This window comes from Microbacterium sp. NPDC058345 (genome assembly GCF_042723855.1).
Lineage (GTDB): Bacteria > Actinomycetota > Actinomycetes > Actinomycetales > Microbacteriaceae > Microbacterium.
In genome coordinates, this window is record NZ_JBHXIG010000002.1 from 273205 (window position 1) to 291836 (window position 18632).

Below are 18632 nucleotides of genomic sequence, written 5' to 3' on the forward strand. Positions count from 1 at the left end.
ATGCCCGCAGCCTCCCCGTATGCCGCCCGGCTGGGTGGGATCCCGGTCGTCCGCCGTGAAGCGCAGGTGGCGGGCGGCACGACCGCCTACTGGGTGTACGGGCCCGACGCCGATGGTGCGCCGACGATCCTGGCCGTGCACGGCTTCCGCGGCGAGCATCACGGTCTCGAGCCGGTGATCGCCTTCCTGCCGGGGGTGCGCGTCATCTCGCCCGACCTGCCCGGATTCGGTGAGACCGCACCGCTGCCCGGTCGGCAACACGACCTCGACCTGTACGCCGAGTGGCTCCGCGAGTTCGCGCGCACCGTCGCCCCCGGTGCGTTCGTGCTCGGCCACTCCTTCGGGTCGATCATCTCGTCCGCCGCCGTCGCGGGCGGCCTGCGGACGCCCCGCCTGATCCTGATCAACCCGATCGGCGCGCCCGCGCTGGAGGGCCCGAAGGGGCTGCTCACGCGCCTCGCCGTGCTCTACTACACCCTCGGCGCGCGGCTGCCGGAGAAGATCGGCACGGCGCTGCTGCGGCATCCGCTCATCGTGCGCGTGATGAGCATCGCCATGGCGAAGACGCGCGACCCCGCCCTGAGGCGCTTCATCCACGCTCAGCACGATGCGTACTTCTCCCGCTTCGCCGACCGCGACGTGCTGCACGACGCCTTCGTCGCGAGCGTGTCGCATGACGTGCGCGCCTTCGCCGGCGACATCGATGCGCCGACGCTGCTGGTGGCGGCGCAGCGCGACGACATCACTCCGATCGAGGCGGAGCGCCGGCTGGCGCGGATGTTCCCGGACGCCGAGCTCGTCGAGATCGCCGACGTCGGTCACCTGATCCACTACGAGACGCCCGCGGAGGCCGCGGGCGCAATCCGCCGTTTCCTCAGGCTTCCCGTCGCGCCAGCCCGATGAGCCCGGCGACCCGGAACGGGATCACCTCGCCCATCGCCAGCGAGGTCTCGGTCCGCTCGACCCCGTCGATCGAGAGGATGCGCGCGTCCGTGTCGAACAGATGTCGCGCGTCGCGGCACGCCACGCGTGCGAGCAGATCGATCGATCCGCTCAGCCCGTGCGCCTGCACGACCTCGGGAACCCGCGCCAGTTCGGCGATGATCCGCGGCAGCTCGGTCTGGCGCAGGCCGATGCTGATGAACGCCTGCAGCGGAAACCCGAGGACCTCGGTCGAGAACGCCCGCTCGTAGGACTGGAAGACGCCGGTCTGCTCCAGGCGCGACATCCTCGCCTGGATCGTGTTGCGCGACAGGCGCAGTCGCTCGGCGAGCGCGACGACCGTGGTGCGCGGGTCCTCGGAGAGTGCGGTGAGCAGTTCGAGATCGATCCGGTCCAGCGTGGGCATAGTGCCACACGTTAGCAGGGCTCGACCGGTGCGCTCTGCGCAACATGCTCAGCGACCGCGATGATGCTTGAGCGAGGTGTCAGCCCGACGTACCCTTCAGATAAGCCGACGCCGCCGTCGGAAGCCGTGTACGCCCCACGAAGGCCATCACGTCAGGAGGACGCAGATGTCACCGCACACCACCCCGATCGTCGACACCGAGAACGATCTCGAACTGACCGAGCGCATCATCGCGCCGGACGGCTCCCGTCAGCCGAATGCGCAGCTGGACCCCTACATCCAGGACCTCGACGCGGGGATGCTGCGCGATCTGCATCGCGACATGTGCGTGCTGCGTCGTATCGACAACGAGGGCGTCGCACTGCAGCGCCAGGGGCAGCTGGGCCTGTGGGCTCCGTGCAACGGCCAGGAGGCGTCGCAGATCGGCACCGCACGTGCTCTCGCTGCGCAGGACTTCGTGTTCCCCAGCTACCGCGAGACGGGGGTGATGCACGTCCGCGGCGCACAGCTGGGCGACTACGTGCGCATGTGGCGCGGTGAGGAGGGCGCTGCGTACGACCCCGCCGTCCTGCGCATGGCGCCGCTGCAGATCATCATCGGCGCGCAGACGCTGCACGCCGTCGGGTACGCGATGGGCATACGGCACGATGGGGCCGACGAGGTCGCCGTGACCTACTTCGGTGACGGAGCCACCAGCCAGGGGGACGTCAACGAGGCGATGGTGTTCGCATCGTCGTACCGCGCCCCGGTGGTCTTCGTGTGCCAGAACAACCACTGGGCCATCTCCGAGCCGGTCGGCCTGCAGTCGCAGTATCCGCTCGCCGGCAGGGCGCCGGGATTCGGCATCCCGAGCATGCGCGTCGACGGCAACGACGTCGTGGCGTGCCTCGCCGCCATGCGCTGGGCACTCGATCACGCCCGCTCGGGGAAGGGGCCCGCCTACCTCGAGCTGGTCACCTATCGCATGGGCCCGCACACCACGGCCGACGATCCCCGGCGCTACCGCGACGAGACGGAGCTCGAGCGTTGGCGCCGGCGCGATCCGATCGCGCGCCTCGAGGCGCTCCTCGGCGCCGAGCTCACCGAGGAGCACCGCGCGTCGGTGCAGGCGGAAGCCGATGCGGCGGCGCGCGACATGCGCGCCGCATGCCTGGGCATGACGACCCGGCCCGCCCTTGCCGTGTTCGACGGCGTCTACGCCGAACCGCACACGGGGCTCGAGCGCCAGCGCGACGAGTACGCGGCCTACCTGGCCTCGTTCGAGGAGGCCTGAGATGACCCAAATGACTCTCGGCAAGGCGCTGAACGCCGGCCTCCGCCAGGCGATGCGCGACGATGACCGGGTCGTGCTGCTCGGCGAGGACATCGGCGCGCTCGGCGGCGTGTTCCGCATCACCGACGGTCTGAAGGACGAGTTCGGGGCGCAGCGCGTGATCGACACTCCGCTCGCCGAGTCGGGCATCGTCGGCACCGCCGTCGGCCTGGCCTTCCGCGGCTACCGCCCGGTGATCGAGATCCAGTTCGACGGCTTCATCTACCCGGCGTTCGATCAGATCGTCTCCCAGGTGGCGAAGCTGCACTACCGCACCCAGGGCCGGGTGAAGATGCCCATCACCATCCGGGTGCCCTGGGCGGGCGGGATCGGCGCGGCCGAGCATCACTCCGAGTCGCCCGAAGCGTACTTCGTGCACACCGCCGGGCTGCGGGTGATCGCGGTGTCGAACCCCGACGACGCGTACCGGTGCCTCCGCCAGGCGATCGCGAGCGACGATCCGGTGATCTTCTTCGAGCCCAAGCGCCTGTACCACCACAGGGGCGAGGTCGATCTCGAGGCGCCGCTCGCGGATGCCGCCCCGATGGGGCTGGCGAGGGTGGTGCGCGAGGGCACGGATGCCACCCTGATCACGTACGGGGCGATGGTGAGCACGGCCCTCGACGCCGCGGATGCCGCCGCCGACGAGGGCGTGTCGCTCGAGGTCATCGACCTGCGTTCCCTGTCACCCGTCGACTACGACACCGTCGCCGCGGCGGTGCGTCGCACCGGCCGTGTGGTGGTGGCCCACGAGGCGTCGCGGGAGGCGGGTGTGGCCGCCGAGGTGATCGCCAGCATCACGGAGCACTGCTTCGAGTACCTCGAGTCCGCGCCGGTGAGGGTGACAGGGCACGACATCCCGTATCCGCCCGCGAAGCTCGAGAAGCATCACCTGCCCGACCTGGACCGCATCCTGGACGCGGTCGACCGCGTCATGGACAGGCCGCACAGCCTCAGTCCGGCATCCGACACGACGGGAGCGCAGCGATGATCGCGGAGTTCCGCCTGCCCGACCTCGGTGAGGGACTCACCGAGGCGGAGGTCGTGCAATGGCTGGTCGAGCCCGGCGACAGCGTCGCCCTGAACCAGACCCTCGCGGAGGTCGAGACCGCCAAGGCCGTCGTCGAGCTGCCGTCGCCGTACGAGGGGACAGTCGCGTCCCTGCACGCGGAAGCAGGCGAGACGATCGCGGTGGGCTCGCCCCTCATCGCCTTCGACGTCGTCGGCTCCGAGCCGGAGAGCGAGGCGACGGGTCAGCCCGGCGGCGAGGCGCCGTCCGAGGAGAAGGCGCAGCCGAACCTCGTCGGGTACGGCGCGGCGCCCGCGGCCGGCGGACGCCCTGTGCGTCGTGCGCGCCGAGGTGTGTCGAACGCGACGGTGCAGACCGACGCCGCGGTGCGGGAGGCGGCCCCTCATGATGCGCTGCCGCCCGCCGACGCGGAGCCGGCGGTGGGCGAGCGTCCTCGTTCGACCCCTCCGGTGCGCGCGCATGCGAAGCGACGCGGCGTGGATCTCGTTCTCGTCGCGGCGGAGGTCGGCGACCGGGTGATCACCCGGCAGGACGTCGATGCCTATGCCGAGCGCGTCGGGGGCGCGGTGCCGGATGCGGTCGGAACCGCGCCCGAGAAGCCGAAGACGGCAGCTTCTGCGACGGGGGACGGCGAACGGCGGCAGACCCGCATCCCGATCCGCGGTGTGCGCAAGCACACCGCGCAGGCGATGGTGCAGAGTGCTTTCACGGCGCCGCACGTCACCACGTTCCACACCGTCGATGTGACCGCCACCATGGAGCTGATCGAGCAGCTGCGCGCCGACAGGTCGCTCTCGGAGCATCGCATCGGACCGTTGGTGGTGATCGCCAGGGCGGTGTGTCTGGCGCTCGGCCGCAATCCCTCGCTGAACGCGCACTGGGACGAGTCGGCCGGCGAGATTGTGCAGAACCACTACGTCGATCTCGGCATCGCCGCGGCCACGGAGCGCGGCCTCATCGTGCCCAACATCCGCAGCGCCGAGACGCTGTCGCTCACCGGTCTCGCCGACGCACTGCAGGAGCTCACGGCGACGGCGCGCTCGGGCAGGACCAGCCCTGCGGATCTCGCGGCGGGTACGTTCTCGATCACGAACATCGGCGTGTTCGGCATCGATGCGGGCACCCCGATCCTTCCCCCCGGCCAGTCCGGCATCCTCGCCGTCGGCGCGGTGCGACGCCAGCCGTGGGAGCACCGCGGTGAGATCGCGCTGCGCCAGGTGATGACCCTGAGCCTGTCGTTCGACCACCGTCTGGTCGATGGGGCGGAGGGCGCCCGGTTCCTGAAGGACGTCGCCGACCTGCTGGAGCAGCCAGGACGGGCCCTGGTGTTCTGACCGACCCGGGGGCGGACGGGCGACGGCCCCCGCCCCACGTCGGCGCGGTCATGCACCGGTCAGGCGTCGGCGAGAAGTGCCGACATCGCCATTGCGCTCAGCAGCTGCGCCGTCTGCGCGCGGAAGCGCAGGACGGAGCGGGTGCTGTGCGGAGTGGAGTTGATCAGGCCGAAGCAGGCCTGCACGCGCAGCCGCAGCTCGTCGCGCTCAGCCGCGCGGAGGGCGCTGAGCGCGTCGATCCACAGTTCGATGTACGCGCGCTGCAGCCGCCGCACCTCGGTCTGCGCCTCGGGGGAGAGGTGGGCGAGATCACGGTCCTGCACCCTGATCACGTCGGCATTGCCCAGCGCGAAGTCCACATGGAAGCCCACCAGGGCCCGCATCCGCTGCAGCGGCGTCGTCACTGCGGCCGCCTCGGCCGCGCCGCCGTCGACAAGACGCTCGCTGACGCCGATGAGCAGCGCGTCCAGCAGTGCGTGCTTCCCGGCGAAATGCCGGTAGACCGCCGGACCCGAGACGCCGACCGCCGCACCGATGTCCTCGAGACTGACGCCGGAGTACCCGCGGCTGGCGAAGAGCTGCGCCGCGGACGACAGGATGGCGTCGGTGCGCTCCGCCTTGGCGCGATCACGAGCGGTGACGGGCGTTGTCATTTCGGTTAATCCTCGCTAACCTGAATCCTCGGGTTAATGAACCCTAACTGAGAGGGTGGTCACGCCACCAGCCCCGCGTGAGTCGAGGAGGACGCACGATGCCCGCAGATCAGCAGACGCTCGCCGAGGAACTGCGCGCACGGCTCGCCGAGACCGCGCTCGGGGGCCCGGAGCGCTCGCGTGATCGCCACGTCGCACGCGGCAAGCTGCTGCCGCGTGACCGCGTGGCACGCCTGCTCGACGAGGGCAGCCCGTTCATCGAGATCGCTCCGCTCGCCGCGCACGGGCTGTATGGCGGAGACGCACCGGGCGCCGGCGTCATCGCCGGCATCGGCCTGGTGCACGGGCGGCACGTGATGGTCGTCTGCAACGACCCCACCGTCAAAGGGGGAACCTACTTCCCCCTGACGGTCAAGAAGCATCTGCGGGCCCAGGAGATCGCCCTCGAGAACCGGCTGCCCTGCGTGTACCTGGTCGATTCCGGGGGCGCGTTCCTGCCGAAGCAGGACGAGGTGTTCCCCGACCGCGACCACTTCGGCCGGATCTTCTTCAACCAGGCGCGGATGTCCGCCGAGGGCATACCGCAACTGGCGGCCGTGCTCGGCTCCTGTACCGCGGGCGGCGCCTATGTTCCCGCGATGAGCGACGAGACGGTGATCGTGCGAAACCAGGGCACGATCTTCCTGGGCGGACCTCCTCTGGTGAAGGCCGCGATCGGCGAGGTCGTCACTGCCGAGGAGCTCGGCGGTGGTGAGCTGCACGCCCGCCGGTCGGGTGTGGTGGACCACCTCGCCGAGGACGACGAGCACGCTCTCGAGATCCTCCGCGACATCGTGGCCACGCTGCCCAGGCCCACCGCACCCGTATGGGACGTCATGGCCTCCCGCGAGCCGGCGGAGCAGGGAAGCCTGTACGACGTGGTTCCCGTCGACGTGAACGCGGCCTACGACGTGCACGAGGTCATCACCCGGCTGGTCGACGCGGGCGGCTTCTCGGAGTTCAAGCCGGACTACGGCACCACCCTGGTGACCGGCTTCGCCGTGCTGCACGGACATCCCATCGGGATCGTCGCCAACAACGGCGTGCTGTTCAGTGAGTCCGCCCTCAAGGGCGCGCACTTCATCGAGCTGTGCGATCAGCGCGGCATCCCGCTGTTGTTCCTGCAGAACATCACCGGCTTCATGGTGGGCAGCGACGCCGAGGCCGGAGGCATCGCGAAGGACGGCGCGAAGATGGTCACCGCGGTCGCCACCACCCGCGTGCCCAAGCTCACCGTGATCATCGGAGGATCGTTCGGCGCCGGCAACTATTCGATGTGCGGCCGGGCGTACTCGCCACGCTTCCTGTGGAGCTGGCCCGCCAGTCGCATCTCGGTCATGGGCGGCGCCCAGGCCGCATCCGTCCTCGCCACCGTCAAAGAGGACCAGCTCAGCGCCTCGGGCGAGTCCTGGTCGGCCGAGGAGCGGGCGCAGTTCGAGTCCCCGATCCGCGAGCAGTATGAAGCACAGGGCGAGCCCTACTACGCGACCGCCCGGCTCTGGGACGACGGCATCGTCGACCCCGACCAGACCCGCGACCTGCTGGGCCTCGCGCTCGACGTCGTCTCCCGCACCCCGCTGCCCGAACCCCGCTTCGGCCTCTTCCGGATGTGAGTCATGAACCACCGTGTCCCTGAGCCTGTCGACGCGTTCGACACCGTCCTCGTCGCCAACCGCGGTGAGATCGCCCGGCGCATCATCCGCACGCTGCGCGAGCTCGGCATCCGCAGCATCGCCGTCTACAGCGACGGGGATGCCGACGCACCGCACGTCCGCGAAGCCGACGAGTCCGTGTGGATCGGCGCAGCACCGGCCTCCGAGTCCTACCTGCGCGTGGACGCCATCATCGCCGCCGCGCAGCGGAGCGGGGCACAGGCGATCCACCCCGGATACGGCTTCCTGTCCGAGAGCGTCGCTCTGGCGCAGGCCTGCGAGAACGCCGGCATCGTGTTCATCGGACCGCGCGTGCCGGCGCTGGAGGTCATGGGCGACAAAGCCCGCGCCCGCGCGCACGTGTCGCAGCACGGCGTGCCCATCGTGCCCGGGTTCGACGCCGCGGGCATGGACGATCAGCAGATCCGCACGCGGGCGAGCGAGGTCGGCTATCCGCTGCTCGTCAAGCCCAGCGCCGGTGGCGGCGGCAAGGGCATGGAGGTGGTGCGCTCCGCCGAAGAGCTCGCTCCCGCCCTCGCGACCGCGCGCCGTGTCGCGACGGCGGCCTTCGGCGACGACGCCCTGGTGCTGGAGCGTCTCGTGCAGCGACCCCGGCACATCGAGGTGCAGGTGTTCGGCGACGCGAACGGCACGGTCATCGCGCTGGGCGAGCGTGAGTGCACCCTGCAGCGCCGCCACCAGAAGGTGATCGAGGAGGCGCCCGCCCCGCACCTTCCGGACGCCGTGCGGCAGCGCCTGCTCGCGGCGGCGGTCGCCGCGGCGCAGAGCGTGGACTACAGCGGCGCCGGTACGGTGGAGTTCCTCGTGGAGGCCGACTCCGTGGAGAACTTCTTCTTCATCGAGATGAACACCCGCCTGCAGGTCGAGCACCCGGTGACCGAGGAGGTCACCCGGCTGGACCTGGTCGCCCTGCAGCTGCACGTCGCCGCCGGCGGTGCGCTACCCGAGCCGCCGGAGGTGCGCGGCCACGCGGTGGAGGCCCGCGTGTACGCGGAGTCGCCGGAGCGCGGGTTCCTGCCGTCGACCGGCCGCGTGCTGCTGTTCGAGCCGCCCCGCGGCGTGCGCGTGGACGCGGCCGTCGAGACCGGATCCGAGGTCACGGGATTCTACGACCCGATGATCGCGAAGGTCATCGCGTTCGGTTCCGACCGCGCGAGCGCGCTCCGGCGATTGGATGCCGCGCTCTCGCGCACCGTGGTGCTGGGCGTGGAGACCAACGTCGCCTTCCTGCGGGCACTCTGCCGACAGGAGCGCGTCGTGGCCGGCGACCTCGACACCGGGCTCATCGAGACCATGCTGCCGTTCCCGGCAGCGCCCCCGACGATGCCGATGCTCGCCGCCGCCGCGCACGCCGTGCCGCGTCCACCCGCGGCAGGGGCCGCCGACCTCTGGCACCGGCTGGCCGGTTGGCGGATCGGCGCTCCCGAACCGCTGCCGCGCACGATCTTCCTCACCGATGACGACGCCGTCGTTGAGGCCCCGGCGGCATACACGCACGGCGTGCCTGCCGCATCCGACGGCGACGGCGCGGTCTGGGTCTTCGACGCCGGGACGACGATGCGACTGCGGCCGCTGTCGCGCAGAGCCGGACTGGAGCGCCGCCTCGCGGAGCGCACCCGCGCGGCGGGGCCGCGCGAACCTGAGGGCCGAGCGTCCATGCCGGGCGCTGTCGTGGCCGTGCACGTCGCCGACGGTGACACCGTGCGCGAAGGAGACCCCCTCGTCTCGATCGAGGCGATGAAGATGGAGCACCCGGTGCTCGCGCCCCACAGCGGCACGGTGCACCTGCTGGTCGCGGTCGGCGACCAGGTGCGGCGCGATCAGCCGGTCGCCCGCGTCAGCGAAGAGGAGACAGCATGACCTACGACCTGAACGACGAGGAGCGCGAGCTCGCCTCGATGGTGCGCGACTTCGCCGAGCAGGTGGTCGCGCCCCAGGCGTATGAGGCCGACCGCACGCACACCCTGAATCTCGACGTCGTCCGGCAGATGGGGGAGCTCGGGCTGTTCGGGCTGCCGTTCCCCGAGGGGCACGGCGGGCAGGGCGGCGATTACTTCGCCCTCGGGCTCGCGATCGAAGGGATCGCCCGTGTCGACCAGTCGCTCGCCATCACTCTGGAAGCAGGCGTCAGCCTGGGAGCCATGCCGGTGCACCGGTTCGGATCCGAGGAGCAGAAGGCGGAGTACCTGCCCGGCCTGCTCGCGGGCTCGCAGCTCGCCGGCTTCGGACTGACCGAACCCGAAGCGGGCAGCGACGCCGGAGCGACGCGCACGACGGCTCGCCTGGACGGCGACGAGTGGGTGATCGACGGCAGCAAACAGTTCATCACCAACTCCGGCACCGCGATCACGCGCTTCGTGACCGTGACGGCGGTGACGGGTGAGAACGACGGACGCAAGGAGATCTCCACGATCATCGTCCCCAACGGCACGCCCGGGTTCACGGTGGAGCCCGCGTACGACAAGGTCGGCTGGAACGCGTCGGACACGCACCCGCTGACGTTCCAGGGCGCCCGTGTGCCCGACTCCCATCTGCTCGGCGAGCGGGGCAGCGGGTTCAAGAACTTCCTCAGCATCCTCGATGAGGGCCGCATCGCGATCGCGGCGCTGGCGACCGGCGCCGCGGAAGGGTGCCTCGAGGCGGCGGTCGACTACGCGCAGAAGCGCACGGTCTTCGGCTCAGCGCTGAGCACGCGCCAGAACGCGCAGTTCACCCTCGCCCGCATGCGCGCGAGGGTCCACACGGCGCGACTGGCGTGGCATCACGCGGCACGGCTGCACGACGCGGGCAGACCGTTCGCCGAGGCGGCGGCGATCGCGAAGCTCGTCTCGGGCGAGGCGGCGATGGACAACGCCCGCGACGCGACGCAGATCTTCGGCGGCAACGGGTTCATGAACGAGTACCCGGTCGCGCGCCACTACCGCGACTCGAAGATCCTCGAGATCGGCGAGGGAACGACTGAGGTGCAGCTGCTGGTGATCGCCAGGGCGCTGGGCCTCGCGGGCTAGAGTGCGAGCATGACCGACATCCTCCAGCGCGGGCTGTACTACGAGGAGTTCGAGCGCGGCGCGCGCTACCTGCACCGACCCGGTCGCACCGCGACCGAGGCCGACAACGTGCTGTTCACGACCCTGACGATGAACGCGCAGGCGCTGCACCTCGACGCCGCGTTCTCTGCGACCCAGCAGCCCTTCGGGCAGCGCCTGATGAACTCCATGTGGACGCTGTCGACCATGGTCGGGGCATCCGTGGCGCAGCTCACCCAGGGAACGCTCGTCGCGCAGCTCGGCCTCGGCGACATCTCCTTCCCGCATCCGCTGTTCCCCGGCGACACGCTCTACACCGAGAGCGTCATCACCGACAAGCGGCTCTCCTCGTCACGGCCGGGCCAGGGCATCTGCACGATCGTGCACACCGGCCGCAACCAGCACGACACGGTCGTGGCCACCGCGACACGCACCGTGCTGGTGCACTGCCGGCCGGAGGCGAAATGAGGGACGTCGACTTCGGGCCGGCGCTGCTGTTCTGCCCCGCCGACCGGCCGGAGCGCTTCGCCGGGGCGCTCGCCAAGGCGGACGGTGTGATCCTCGACCTCGAGGACGCCGTGCTGCCGGAGGCGAAGGAGCAGGCCCGCGAGAACATCGTCGCCGCCACGCTCGATCCCTCCCGCGTCATCGTGCGGGTGAACGATCCGACATCCGCCGAGTTCGCCGCGGACATCGAGGCGCTCGCGCGGACGCCGTACCGCACCGTCATGATCGCCAAGGCCGAGGACCCGGCGGCGTTCGACGCCTTCGACGCGTCGCATCGGCTGATCGCGCTGTGCGAGACCGCGCGCGGGGTGCATCGTGCCGGCGAGATCGCCGCGCACCCCCGCGTCGCCGCGCTGATGTGGGGCGCGGAGGACCTGGTCGCGTCCCTCGGCGGCATGGCCAGCCGTACCGCGGACGGCCGCTACCGCGACGTCGCGCGCCACGCCCGATCGGCGGTGCTCATCGCCGCGTCCGCGCACGGCAAGGCCGCGGTGGACGCCGTGCACCTCGACATCGACGACGAGCCAGGGCTGGCCGAGGAAGCGGCGGATGCGGTGGCATCCGGCTTCCGAGCCACCGCCTGCATCCATCCGAAGCAGGTCGCGGTGATCCGCGCCGCGTATCGTCCCGACCCTGCGACGCAGGAATGGGCGCGTGCGGTGCTCGCCGCGGCGGAGGGGGAGCGGGGCGTGTTCCGCTTCGAGGGGCGGATGGTCGACGAGCCTGTGCTGCGGCATGCGCGTGCCGTGCTCGCCAGAGCCTGAGAGCTTCCGCCGCGCTGGGGCTCCGCAGGCGCTCAGGCCGGGGTCGCTCCCGCGGTACGGACGTCGTCCGCGCCGTCGACGCCGGCCGAGACGATCTGCAGCGGCACCTCGTCGAGCAGACGCAGTGTGCCGCGCTCGGCCACGAAACGGTGCACGGAGCCGTTGCGCAGCACGTCGCCTTCGCGCGGCAGCGTTCCGCCCGACACGTGCATGAGCAGGGCGCGGATCACCCCGCCGTGGCTGACCACGACGATCGACTCCGCGCGCGGTGCTGAGCGGCGTCGCGACGCGCGATCGATGCGCTCCAGGGAGTCCAGGGCGCGATCCCGCACCTGCGCGAGCGTCTCCGCGCCGGGAACGCCCGCGTTCCAGTCGCCGTACCGCGTCAGGTAGTCGGCCACCAGCATCCCCTCGCCGTCGCCGAACTCCCGCTCCCTCAGGCCGCGGGTGATCGCCGGTGCGGCGAGGCCGAGCTCTCCGGCGATGATGTGCGCCGTCTCCCGCGCGCGCACCAGCGGGCTGGCGTAGATCGCGTCGGGGCGCAGGCCGGTCAGCGCGGCGGCAGCGGCACGCGCGTCCGCGCGTCCGGTGTCGTTCAGCGGGATGTCGGTCGTTCCCTGGATGCGACGCTCGAGGTTCCAGTCGGTCTGGCCGTGGCGCACGAGGGTGAGGAGGGTCACCTCTCGACCCTAGCCGTCACCGGCTGATCAACTGCTGCGCGATCGCGCCCAGCACCGGGCTGGTGCCACCGGGGATGACGACGTCGGCCCACGCATCGGCGCGGGTGGGCTCGTGGTTCACGATCACGAGAGGGATGCCGCGGCGACGCGCCCGCTCGATGACGCGGATGCCGGAGTTCACCGCCAGGGACGTGCCGGCCACCAGCAGCGCGTCGGACGCGTGCATCACCGACTCCGCGGCGCGGAACCGCGCGGCGGGGACGAACTCGCCGAAGAACACCACCTCCGGTTTGAGCATCCCGCCGCAGACCGTGCACGACGGGATGACGAATCCCTCCGACGACTCGGGAGTCACATCTCCGTCGGGGTTCAGCTCGATCCGCTCCGGCGTCGTCACCCAGGGATTGAGCGTCTCGAGACGGTCGGCGACGGCGCGGCGGTCGAAGACCTGCCCGCAGCGCAGGCACAGCACGCGGTGCATCGTGCCGTGGATCTCGACCACCCGGGAGCTGCCCGCGCGCAGGTGCAGGCCGTCGACGTTCTGTGTGACGACGCCGGTCACGATCCCGGCGCGCTCCAGGCGCGCCAGCGCGATGTGCCCCTCGTTCGGATCGGGAGTCGTGAAGGTGCGCCAGCCCAGGTGCGCGCCCAGCCAGTATCTGCGGCGGGCCGCCTCATCGGCCAGATAGGTCTGGATGGTCATCGGGTTCGCCCTGGTCCGCGCGCCGGCACCGCGGTACGCGGGGATGCCGGAGTCGGTGGAGATGCCGGCGCCGGTGAGCACCGCGATGCGCCTCCCGTGCAGCAGCGCCGAGGCCCGATCGATCGCGTGCCGCACCTGTCCGGTCTCGATGCCGTCATCCGCGTGGTCGGTCGCCTGCACGGTCTCCACACTATGCCCGCGCGGCGGGGACCGGCGCGGCACCTGGGAGAGTGGAGGCATGGACCTCGTGCGCATCGACGACCCGGCCGACTCCCGCCTGGACGACTACCGCTCGCTGACCGACGTCGCGCTGCGGCGCGTCCACGAGCCCGAGGGTGGCCTCTACATGGCCGAGTCCGCCAAGGTCATCGCCAGGGCCGTCGCCGCCGGCCATCGTCCGCGATCGGTGCTCACGCAGGAGAAGTGGCTGAATGCGGTGTCCGAGGCGCTCGGAGACCAGGAGCCGGCGGTGTACGTCGTCCCGGCGGCTGTGGCTGAGCAGGTCACCGGCTTCGCGATCCATCGCGGTCCGATGGCGGCGATGCACCGGCCGCTCGAGCGCGCGCTGTCCGACGTCGTGGGCGACGCCCGTCTGGTCCTGGTGCTCGAGGACATCGTCGACCACACCAACGTGGGTGCGGCCTTCCGAGCCGCCGCCGGGCTGGGCGCGGACGCCGTGCTCGTGACGCCGCGCTGCGCGGATCCGCTCTATCGCCGCAGCGTCCGCGTCAGCATGGGCACGGTGTTCCAGGTGCCGTGGACGCGGATCGGCGAGTGGTCGGATGCCGCGCGCGAGCTGCGCGCGCTCGGCTTCCAGCTCGCCGCGCTCGCCCTGGAGGACCGCGCCGTTCCGCTCGACTGCTACGCCGCGACACGGCCGGAGCGCGTGGCGCTGATGATGGGCACCGAGGGCGACGGACTGTCTCGTGCGGCACTCGATGCGTCCGACAGCGTCGTGACGATCCCGATGTCCGGCGGAGTCGACTCGCTCAACGTCGCGTCGGCCGCGGCCGTCGCGCTGTGGGCGCTGACCCGCGCCTGATTCGGCCCCTCAGAGCTCGATGTCGCGCAGGCGCACCGGCGCCGCTTCCGGCCGCTTGGCCACGACGTTGTCACCCGAGGACTGATGCCGCAGCCGGCGCAGCACCCACGGCACCAGGTGCTCACGCGCCCAGCCGATGTCACCGGCGCGCGCCTCGCGCCAGCTGCGCACGGGGACCGGATCGGGCTGCATGGCCTGCAGGTCGTTGGGCACGTTCAGGGCACGCAGCGCCATCCGCGCGATCTCATGGTGACCGAGGGCGTTGTAGTGCAGCCGGTCATCATCGAAGAAGCGCGGATCCTGCACCACCTTCAGCGCCCACTGGTCGGCCACGATGCAGTCGTGCCGGTCGGCGATCGCGCGCACGTTCTCGTTGTAGATCGCGACCTTTCCGCGGAAGGGCCGGAAGACCGGAGTGAATCCGGTGTCGATGCCGGTGAACAGCAGCACCGCCGCGCCGGTCGAGGCGAGGCGTGCGACGGCGCCCTCCAGCTGTGCGGCGATGTCATCGGGGTCGGTGCCGGGACGGATCACGTCGTTCCCGCCCGCGCAGATCGAGATGAGATCGGGTGTCAGGGCGATCGCGGGCTCGATCTGCTCCCGCACGATCTGCGCGATCAGCTTCCCGCGCACCGCGAGGTTGGCGTACGCGAAGTCGTCGACGTCCTGCGCCAGCACCTCGGCGACCCGGTCCGCCCATCCGCGGTGTCCGCCGGGGACGCCGGGGTCCGGATCGCCGATGCCCTCGGTGAACGAGTCGCCGATGGCCACGAAGCGGCGCCACGGGTGCGGTCCCTCATTCGGCACGTAGGGGGTGCGGGATGTTTCCTGGTCGACCATCGGCTCTCCTTCGGCATCCGGCGCGCAATGCTGCCTGACGCGCCGGTGAGAGCCTACTCGGGTGCGCATCGCCGCGTGTAGGGCGGCGTCGGCGGCCTGGATTATCGTTGATGCGATGCTCTCTCCGTCCTTCCCTCAGCGCGCCCCGTGGGGTATCGCGAGCAAGCTGAGGGCGTGGCAGCAGGAGGCCCTCGACGAGTACTTCGCCGCCGACAAGCGGGACTTCCTCGTCGCCGCCACACCCGGGGCGGGCAAGACCACCTTCGCGCTCACCCTCGCGGTCGAGCTGCTGAAGGCCGGCGAGGTGAACCGGATCATCGTCGTCGCTCCGACCGAGCATCTGAAGACGCAGTGGGCGGACGCCGCGGCGCGCGTGCACATCCGGCTGGACCCGCGGTTCCGCAACAGCCACTGGGCTCCGGCGCGGCATTATCACGGCGTGGTCGTCACCTACGCGCAGGTCGCCGCGAAGTCCAGCGTGCATCGGCACCTCACCGAGGACGCCAGGACCCTCGTCATCCTCGACGAGGTGCACCACGGCGGTGACGCCCTGAGCTGGGGCGATGCGATCCGCGACGCGTACGCGCCCGCCCGACGGCGGCTGCTGCTGTCGGGAACGCCGTTCCGCAGCGACACGGCGCCCATCCCTTTCGTGGAGTACCTTCCTGACGAGTCGGGCGCCAGGATCTCGAGCACCGACTACCGGTACGGGTACGGCCGCGCTCTCGCCGACGGCGTCGTGCGACCCGTGCTGTTCCACATGTACGCCGGCAGGATGCGCTGGCGCACCAGCGCCGGTGACGAGCTCGAGGCTCATCTCGGGCAGGACAACACCAAGGACGTCACCTCGCAGGCCTGGCGGACGGCGCTGGACCCGGAGGGGGAGTGGATGCCGGCGGTGCTGTCGGCTGCCGACCGGCGCCTCACCGAGATCCGGCATCATGTGCCGGATGCCGGCGGCCTCGTGCTCGCCACCGATCAGACCGTCGCGCGGGCCTACGCGAAGATCCTGCACAGCCTGACGGGGGAGCAGCCCACCATCGTCCTGTCGGACGACGCGACCGCATCCGAGCGCATCGAGAAGTTCAGCGCGAACGACCGCCGCTGGATGGTCGCCGTGCGCATGGTGTCGGAGGGCGTGGATGTGCCCCGTCTGGCTGTCGGCGTGTACGCGACGTCGTCGTCCACTCCGCTGTTCTTCGCGCAGGCGATCGGCCGCTTCGTGCGCGCCCGTCGCCGTGGCGAGGCCGCCAGCGTGTTCCTGCCGAACGTGCCGGTGCTGATGACGCTCGCCAACGAGATGGAGCGCCAGCGCGACCATGCTCTCGACCGTCAGTCGAAGGACGAGGACGGCCTCGACGACGCGCTGCTGGAGAGCGCGAACCGCGAGGATGACGCCTCGGACGCGCTGACGCAGGAGTTCAGTTACCAGGCACTCTCGTCACTCGCGCACTTCGACCGCGTGGTCTTCGAAGGCAAGGAGTTCGGTCAGCTCGCCGAGCCCGGCACCCCCGAGGAGGAGGAGTTCATCGGCCTGCCAGGACTTCTGGAGCCCGAGCATGTGCACGAGCTGCTCATGCAGCGCCAGTCCCGCCAGTCGCGGCTCCGCGAGGCACGGGAGGCGGCGACCCCGCCGGAGGCAATCACCACGCTGCCCGCGCCGCTGCACCGCACCCTGCGCGAACAGCGGCAGCTGCTGAACAGTCTCGTCGGACTGTACGCCCGTCAGAGCGGCGAGCCGCACGGCGCCGTGCACGCCGAGCTGCGACGCGTCTGCGGGGGACCCGCGGTCGCGCAGGCGACCGTCACGCAGCTGCAGTCCCGCATCGATGTGCTCCGCAAGCGCGTGCGCTCCTGAGCCGGCCGTCCGTGCGCAGCGCGAACCGCGGACGCAGGTGACGCCCCGCGCCGTTCGGATTCCCGAAATCCTGTCAATACTCGTCTCGACGCCGGACGAGCAGCGCACGCTCGATAGCGTGAGATGTCCACGACGAGCACGGAGGCATCATGACCGCGCCCGACCAGCCCACCGCCGCCGACCGTCGGCGCTGGGCGCGCTACCTCGTCGAAGAACGGGCCGAAGGAGCCGTGTACTCCCGCCTGGCGGCCCGCCGTCAGGGCGAGGAGCGCGAGATCCTGATGTCGCTCGCGGAGGCGGAGAGCCGCCACGAACAGCATTGGCTCACACTTCTCGGCGGTGAGCCCGGCCGGCTGCCGCGCGCCGGGCTGCGATCGCGCATGCTGGGCTGGATGGCGGGGCGCTTCGGTTCGATCTTCGTACTCGCCCTCGCGCAGAGCGCCGAGGCGCGTTCTCCCTACGACGCCGAGCGGTACGCCACCCCCGCCATGCGGGCCGACGAGAAGGTGCACCACGAGGTCGTCCGGGGGCTCGCAGCGCGCGGGCGACGCCGGCTCTCCGGATCGTTCCGCGCCGCCGTGTTCGGAGCCAACGACGGGCTCGTCTCCAACCTCGCGCTCGTCCTCGGCATCGGCGCCACCGGGGTCGCACCCTCGTTCGTGCTGTTCAGCGGCGTCGCCGGGCTGCTCGCCGGGGCACTGTCGATGGGTGCGGGGGAGTTCGTGTCGGTGCGGTCCCAGCGCGAGCTGCTCACGGCGACCGAGGCGAACAACGCCGCCGACGCGACCGCGGGCGACCTCGACATCGATGCGAACGAGCTCGCGCTCGTCTACCGCGCGCGGGGCGTGGACGAGACAGAGGCGCTCGCCCGGGCCGAGCGCGTGCTCACCGCCGCGCATGCCGGGGTGCGCCGCACCGCGACCGGACCGATCGGCACCCACGCCGGTCACTCCGATCACGACATCGTGGGCAGCGACTGGACGGCCGCGGTGTCGAGCTTCCTGCTGTTCTCCTCGGGTGCGATCGTCCCTGTGCTGCCGTGGATCTTCGGGCTGAGCGGGCTCACAGCCGTCATCGTCGCCCTCGCGCTCGTGGGCGTCGCCCTGCTCAGCACCGGGGCGATGGTGGGCATCCTGTCGGGCGGACCGCCTCTGACGCGCGCGCTGCGGCAGCTCGCCATCGGCTTCGGCGCGGCGGCCGTCACGTACGCGCTCGGCCTCGTGTTCGGCGTGGGGGCCGTCTGACGCGCGATCGAAACGTACCGGTCCGTCGGTGGGGCGGCGAAGCCGCTGCCGTCAACCCCCCTGCCGCGATCCGGCCGGATGCGCATGAATGGAGACTCCATCCCGAAAGCGAGGAGTTCAGAATGCAGATCATCGAAACCGTCGATGTCGATGTGCCCGTCACGGTGGCATACAACCAGTGGACGCAGTTCGAGAGCTTCCCCCACTTCCTGGAAGAGGTCGTCTCGATCACCCAGGGCGACGACACCCACACGCACTGGGTCGTGAACATCGCCGGTGCGGAACGGGAGTTCGACGCCGAGATCACCGAGCAGCACCCCGATGAGCGGGTGGCGTGGAGAAGCACCGCGGGTGAGACGGCGCATGCCGGTGCCGTGACGTTCCACAAGCTCTCCGATGCGGCGACGCGCGTCACCGTGCAGATCGACTGGGATCCGGAGGGCCTGGCCGAGAAGCTCGGCGCCATGACCGGAGTGGCATCTCACGCCGTGCGGAAGGACCTGGACAACTTCAAGGAGTTCATCGAGGGCCGCGGATCGGCCACCGGTGCCTGGCGGGGCGACGTCGAGGCCTGAGCGC

At 71.0% G+C, this 18632-nt stretch carries 18 protein-coding genes; 13 read left to right on the top strand and 5 right to left on the bottom strand.

Translation table 11 applies throughout. The annotated features are described in order from the left end of the window. Positions 1 to 903: an alpha/beta fold hydrolase gene (locus tag ACFWH5_RS08945; RefSeq protein ID WP_378834082.1), complete on the top strand. Its 903-nt coding sequence runs from the start codon at positions 1 to 3 to the stop codon at positions 901 to 903. On the opposite strand, the gene ACFWH5_RS08950 is transcribed toward ACFWH5_RS08945, so the two are convergent. Beyond that, positions 875 to 1348, bottom strand: a complete 474-nt coding sequence (locus ACFWH5_RS08950; protein ID WP_309129182.1) for an Lrp/AsnC family transcriptional regulator — start codon at positions 1346 to 1348, stop codon at positions 875 to 877. The genes ACFWH5_RS08945 and ACFWH5_RS08950 overlap by 29 nt on opposite strands. A 166-nt stretch (positions 1349 to 1514) precedes the next feature. On the opposite strand from ACFWH5_RS08950, the gene ACFWH5_RS08955 reads away from it, so the two are divergent. Genes ACFWH5_RS08955 through ACFWH5_RS08965 form a run of 3 tightly spaced genes read left to right on the top strand, consistent with a single transcriptional unit; the run spans position 1515 to position 5024 of the window. Beyond that, a complete protein-coding gene (locus ACFWH5_RS08955; protein ID WP_378834084.1) occupies positions 1515 to 2621 on the top strand; it encodes a thiamine pyrophosphate-dependent enzyme in 1107 nt (368 codons plus the stop codon). A 1-nt stretch (position 2622) separates the two neighbouring features. Further along, the gene (locus tag ACFWH5_RS08960) at positions 2623 to 3651 is read left to right on the top strand and encodes an alpha-ketoacid dehydrogenase subunit beta (protein ID WP_378834085.1); all 1029 of its coding nucleotides are present in this window, start codon (positions 2623 to 2625) and stop codon (positions 3649 to 3651) included. Then, positions 3648 to 5024 (top strand): dihydrolipoamide acetyltransferase family protein, encoded by a 1377-nt coding sequence (locus tag ACFWH5_RS08965; protein WP_378834087.1) that lies wholly within the window; start codon positions 3648 to 3650, stop codon positions 5022 to 5024. The genes ACFWH5_RS08960 and ACFWH5_RS08965 overlap by 4 nt, the downstream gene beginning before the upstream one ends. Before the next feature lie 59 nt (positions 5025 to 5083). Here the strand turns inward: ACFWH5_RS08965 and ACFWH5_RS08970 are convergent, their stop codons facing one another. After that, on the bottom strand, positions 5084 to 5677 hold the full coding sequence (locus ACFWH5_RS08970; RefSeq protein WP_378834088.1) for a TetR/AcrR family transcriptional regulator: 594 nt from the start codon (positions 5675 to 5677) through the stop codon (positions 5084 to 5086). Between the two features lie 98 nt (positions 5678 to 5775). Here ACFWH5_RS08970 and ACFWH5_RS08975 point away from each other — a divergent pair, with 98 nt between their 5' ends. From ACFWH5_RS08975 to ACFWH5_RS08995, 5 genes are read left to right on the top strand one after another with little or no spacing between them, the layout of a single operon-like run. Then, positions 5776 to 7329 carry a carboxyl transferase domain-containing protein gene (locus ACFWH5_RS08975; RefSeq protein WP_378834090.1) on the top strand — a complete coding sequence of 518 codons (1554 nt, stop codon included), beginning with the start codon at positions 5776 to 5778 and terminating at the stop codon, positions 7327 to 7329. A 3-nt stretch (positions 7330 to 7332) separates the two neighbouring features. Next, on the top strand, positions 7333 to 9249 hold the full coding sequence (locus ACFWH5_RS08980) for an acetyl/propionyl/methylcrotonyl-CoA carboxylase subunit alpha (protein ID WP_378834091.1): 1917 nt from the start codon (positions 7333 to 7335) through the stop codon (positions 9247 to 9249). Next, a complete protein-coding gene (locus ACFWH5_RS08985) occupies positions 9246 to 10397 on the top strand; it encodes an acyl-CoA dehydrogenase family protein (protein ID WP_378834093.1) in 1152 nt (383 codons plus the stop codon). Before ACFWH5_RS08980 ends, ACFWH5_RS08985 begins: the two co-directional genes overlap by 4 nt. Before the next feature lie 9 nt (positions 10398 to 10406). Further along, positions 10407 to 10883: a MaoC family dehydratase gene (locus ACFWH5_RS08990; protein ID WP_378834094.1), complete on the top strand. Its 477-nt coding sequence runs from the start codon at positions 10407 to 10409 to the stop codon at positions 10881 to 10883. After that, positions 10880 to 11686, top strand: coding sequence for an HpcH/HpaI aldolase/citrate lyase family protein (locus ACFWH5_RS08995; RefSeq protein ID WP_378834096.1), 807 nt, complete (start codon positions 10880 to 10882; stop codon positions 11684 to 11686). Before ACFWH5_RS08990 ends, ACFWH5_RS08995 begins: the two co-directional genes overlap by 4 nt. 32 nt (positions 11687 to 11718) lie before the next feature. On the opposite strand, the gene ACFWH5_RS09000 is transcribed toward ACFWH5_RS08995, so the two are convergent. Both ACFWH5_RS09000 and ACFWH5_RS09005 read right to left on the bottom strand, forming a co-directional pair. Beyond that, positions 11719 to 12366: a histidine phosphatase family protein gene (locus ACFWH5_RS09000; protein WP_378834098.1), complete on the bottom strand. Its 648-nt coding sequence runs from the start codon at positions 12364 to 12366 to the stop codon at positions 11719 to 11721. 16 nt (positions 12367 to 12382) lie between these two features. Beyond that, entirely contained in the window at positions 12383 to 13249 is an 867-nt protein-coding gene (locus ACFWH5_RS09005; RefSeq protein WP_378834100.1) for a Sir2 family NAD-dependent protein deacetylase, read from the bottom strand. Between the two features lie 58 nt (positions 13250 to 13307). Between ACFWH5_RS09005 and ACFWH5_RS09010 the strand changes: the two genes are divergently transcribed. Beyond that, positions 13308 to 14111 carry a TrmH family RNA methyltransferase gene (locus ACFWH5_RS09010; RefSeq protein ID WP_378834101.1) on the top strand — a complete coding sequence of 268 codons (804 nt, stop codon included), beginning with the start codon at positions 13308 to 13310 and terminating at the stop codon, positions 14109 to 14111. A 9-nt stretch (positions 14112 to 14120) separates the two neighbouring features. On the opposite strand, the gene ACFWH5_RS09015 is transcribed toward ACFWH5_RS09010, so the two are convergent. Continuing rightward, positions 14121 to 14951, bottom strand: a complete 831-nt coding sequence (locus tag ACFWH5_RS09015) for an SGNH/GDSL hydrolase family protein (protein ID WP_378834103.1) — start codon at positions 14949 to 14951, stop codon at positions 14121 to 14123. A 115-nt stretch (positions 14952 to 15066) separates the two neighbouring features. On the opposite strand from ACFWH5_RS09015, the gene ACFWH5_RS09020 reads away from it, so the two are divergent. From ACFWH5_RS09020 to ACFWH5_RS09030, 3 genes are all read left to right on the top strand, one after another. Next, a complete protein-coding gene (locus tag ACFWH5_RS09020; RefSeq protein ID WP_378834104.1) occupies positions 15067 to 16809 on the top strand; it encodes a DEAD/DEAH box helicase in 1743 nt (580 codons plus the stop codon). Positions 16810 to 16958: 149 nt separating this feature from the next. Then, complete coding sequence (locus ACFWH5_RS09025) at positions 16959 to 18053, top strand: VIT1/CCC1 family protein (protein ID WP_378834105.1); 1095 nt, start codon at positions 16959 to 16961, stop codon at positions 18051 to 18053. 122 nt (positions 18054 to 18175) lie between these two features. After that, the gene (locus ACFWH5_RS09030) at positions 18176 to 18628 is read left to right on the top strand and encodes an SRPBCC family protein (RefSeq protein ID WP_378834106.1); all 453 of its coding nucleotides are present in this window, start codon (positions 18176 to 18178) and stop codon (positions 18626 to 18628) included. The last annotated feature ends 4 nt before the right edge of the window (positions 18629 to 18632 follow it).

Coding starts and splice junctions, on each gene's coding strand:
- ACFWH5_RS08945 (WP_378834082.1), top strand. CDS start 1: ATGCCCGCAGCCTCCCCGTATGCCGCCCGGCTGGGTGGGATCCCGGTC.
- ACFWH5_RS08950 (WP_309129182.1), bottom strand. CDS start 1,348: ATGCCCACGCTGGACCGGATCGATCTCGAACTGCTCACCGCACTCTCC.
- ACFWH5_RS08955 (WP_378834084.1), top strand. CDS start 1,515: ATGTCACCGCACACCACCCCGATCGTCGACACCGAGAACGATCTCGAA.
- ACFWH5_RS08960 (WP_378834085.1), top strand. CDS start 2,623: ATGACCCAAATGACTCTCGGCAAGGCGCTGAACGCCGGCCTCCGCCAG.
- ACFWH5_RS08965 (WP_378834087.1), top strand. CDS start 3,648: ATGATCGCGGAGTTCCGCCTGCCCGACCTCGGTGAGGGACTCACCGAG.
- ACFWH5_RS08970 (WP_378834088.1), bottom strand. CDS start 5,677: ATGACAACGCCCGTCACCGCTCGTGATCGCGCCAAGGCGGAGCGCACC.
- ACFWH5_RS08975 (WP_378834090.1), top strand. CDS start 5,776: ATGCCCGCAGATCAGCAGACGCTCGCCGAGGAACTGCGCGCACGGCTC.
- ACFWH5_RS08980 (WP_378834091.1), top strand. CDS start 7,333: ATGAACCACCGTGTCCCTGAGCCTGTCGACGCGTTCGACACCGTCCTC.
- ACFWH5_RS08985 (WP_378834093.1), top strand. CDS start 9,246: ATGACCTACGACCTGAACGACGAGGAGCGCGAGCTCGCCTCGATGGTG.
- ACFWH5_RS08990 (WP_378834094.1), top strand. CDS start 10,407: ATGACCGACATCCTCCAGCGCGGGCTGTACTACGAGGAGTTCGAGCGC.
- ACFWH5_RS08995 (WP_378834096.1), top strand. CDS start 10,880: ATGAGGGACGTCGACTTCGGGCCGGCGCTGCTGTTCTGCCCCGCCGAC.
- ACFWH5_RS09010 (WP_378834101.1), top strand. CDS start 13,308: ATGGACCTCGTGCGCATCGACGACCCGGCCGACTCCCGCCTGGACGAC.
- ACFWH5_RS09015 (WP_378834103.1), bottom strand. CDS start 14,951: ATGGTCGACCAGGAAACATCCCGCACCCCCTACGTGCCGAATGAGGGA.
- ACFWH5_RS09020 (WP_378834104.1), top strand. CDS start 15,067: ATGCTCTCTCCGTCCTTCCCTCAGCGCGCCCCGTGGGGTATCGCGAGC.
- ACFWH5_RS09025 (WP_378834105.1), top strand. CDS start 16,959: ATGACCGCGCCCGACCAGCCCACCGCCGCCGACCGTCGGCGCTGGGCG.
- ACFWH5_RS09030 (WP_378834106.1), top strand. CDS start 18,176: ATGCAGATCATCGAAACCGTCGATGTCGATGTGCCCGTCACGGTGGCA.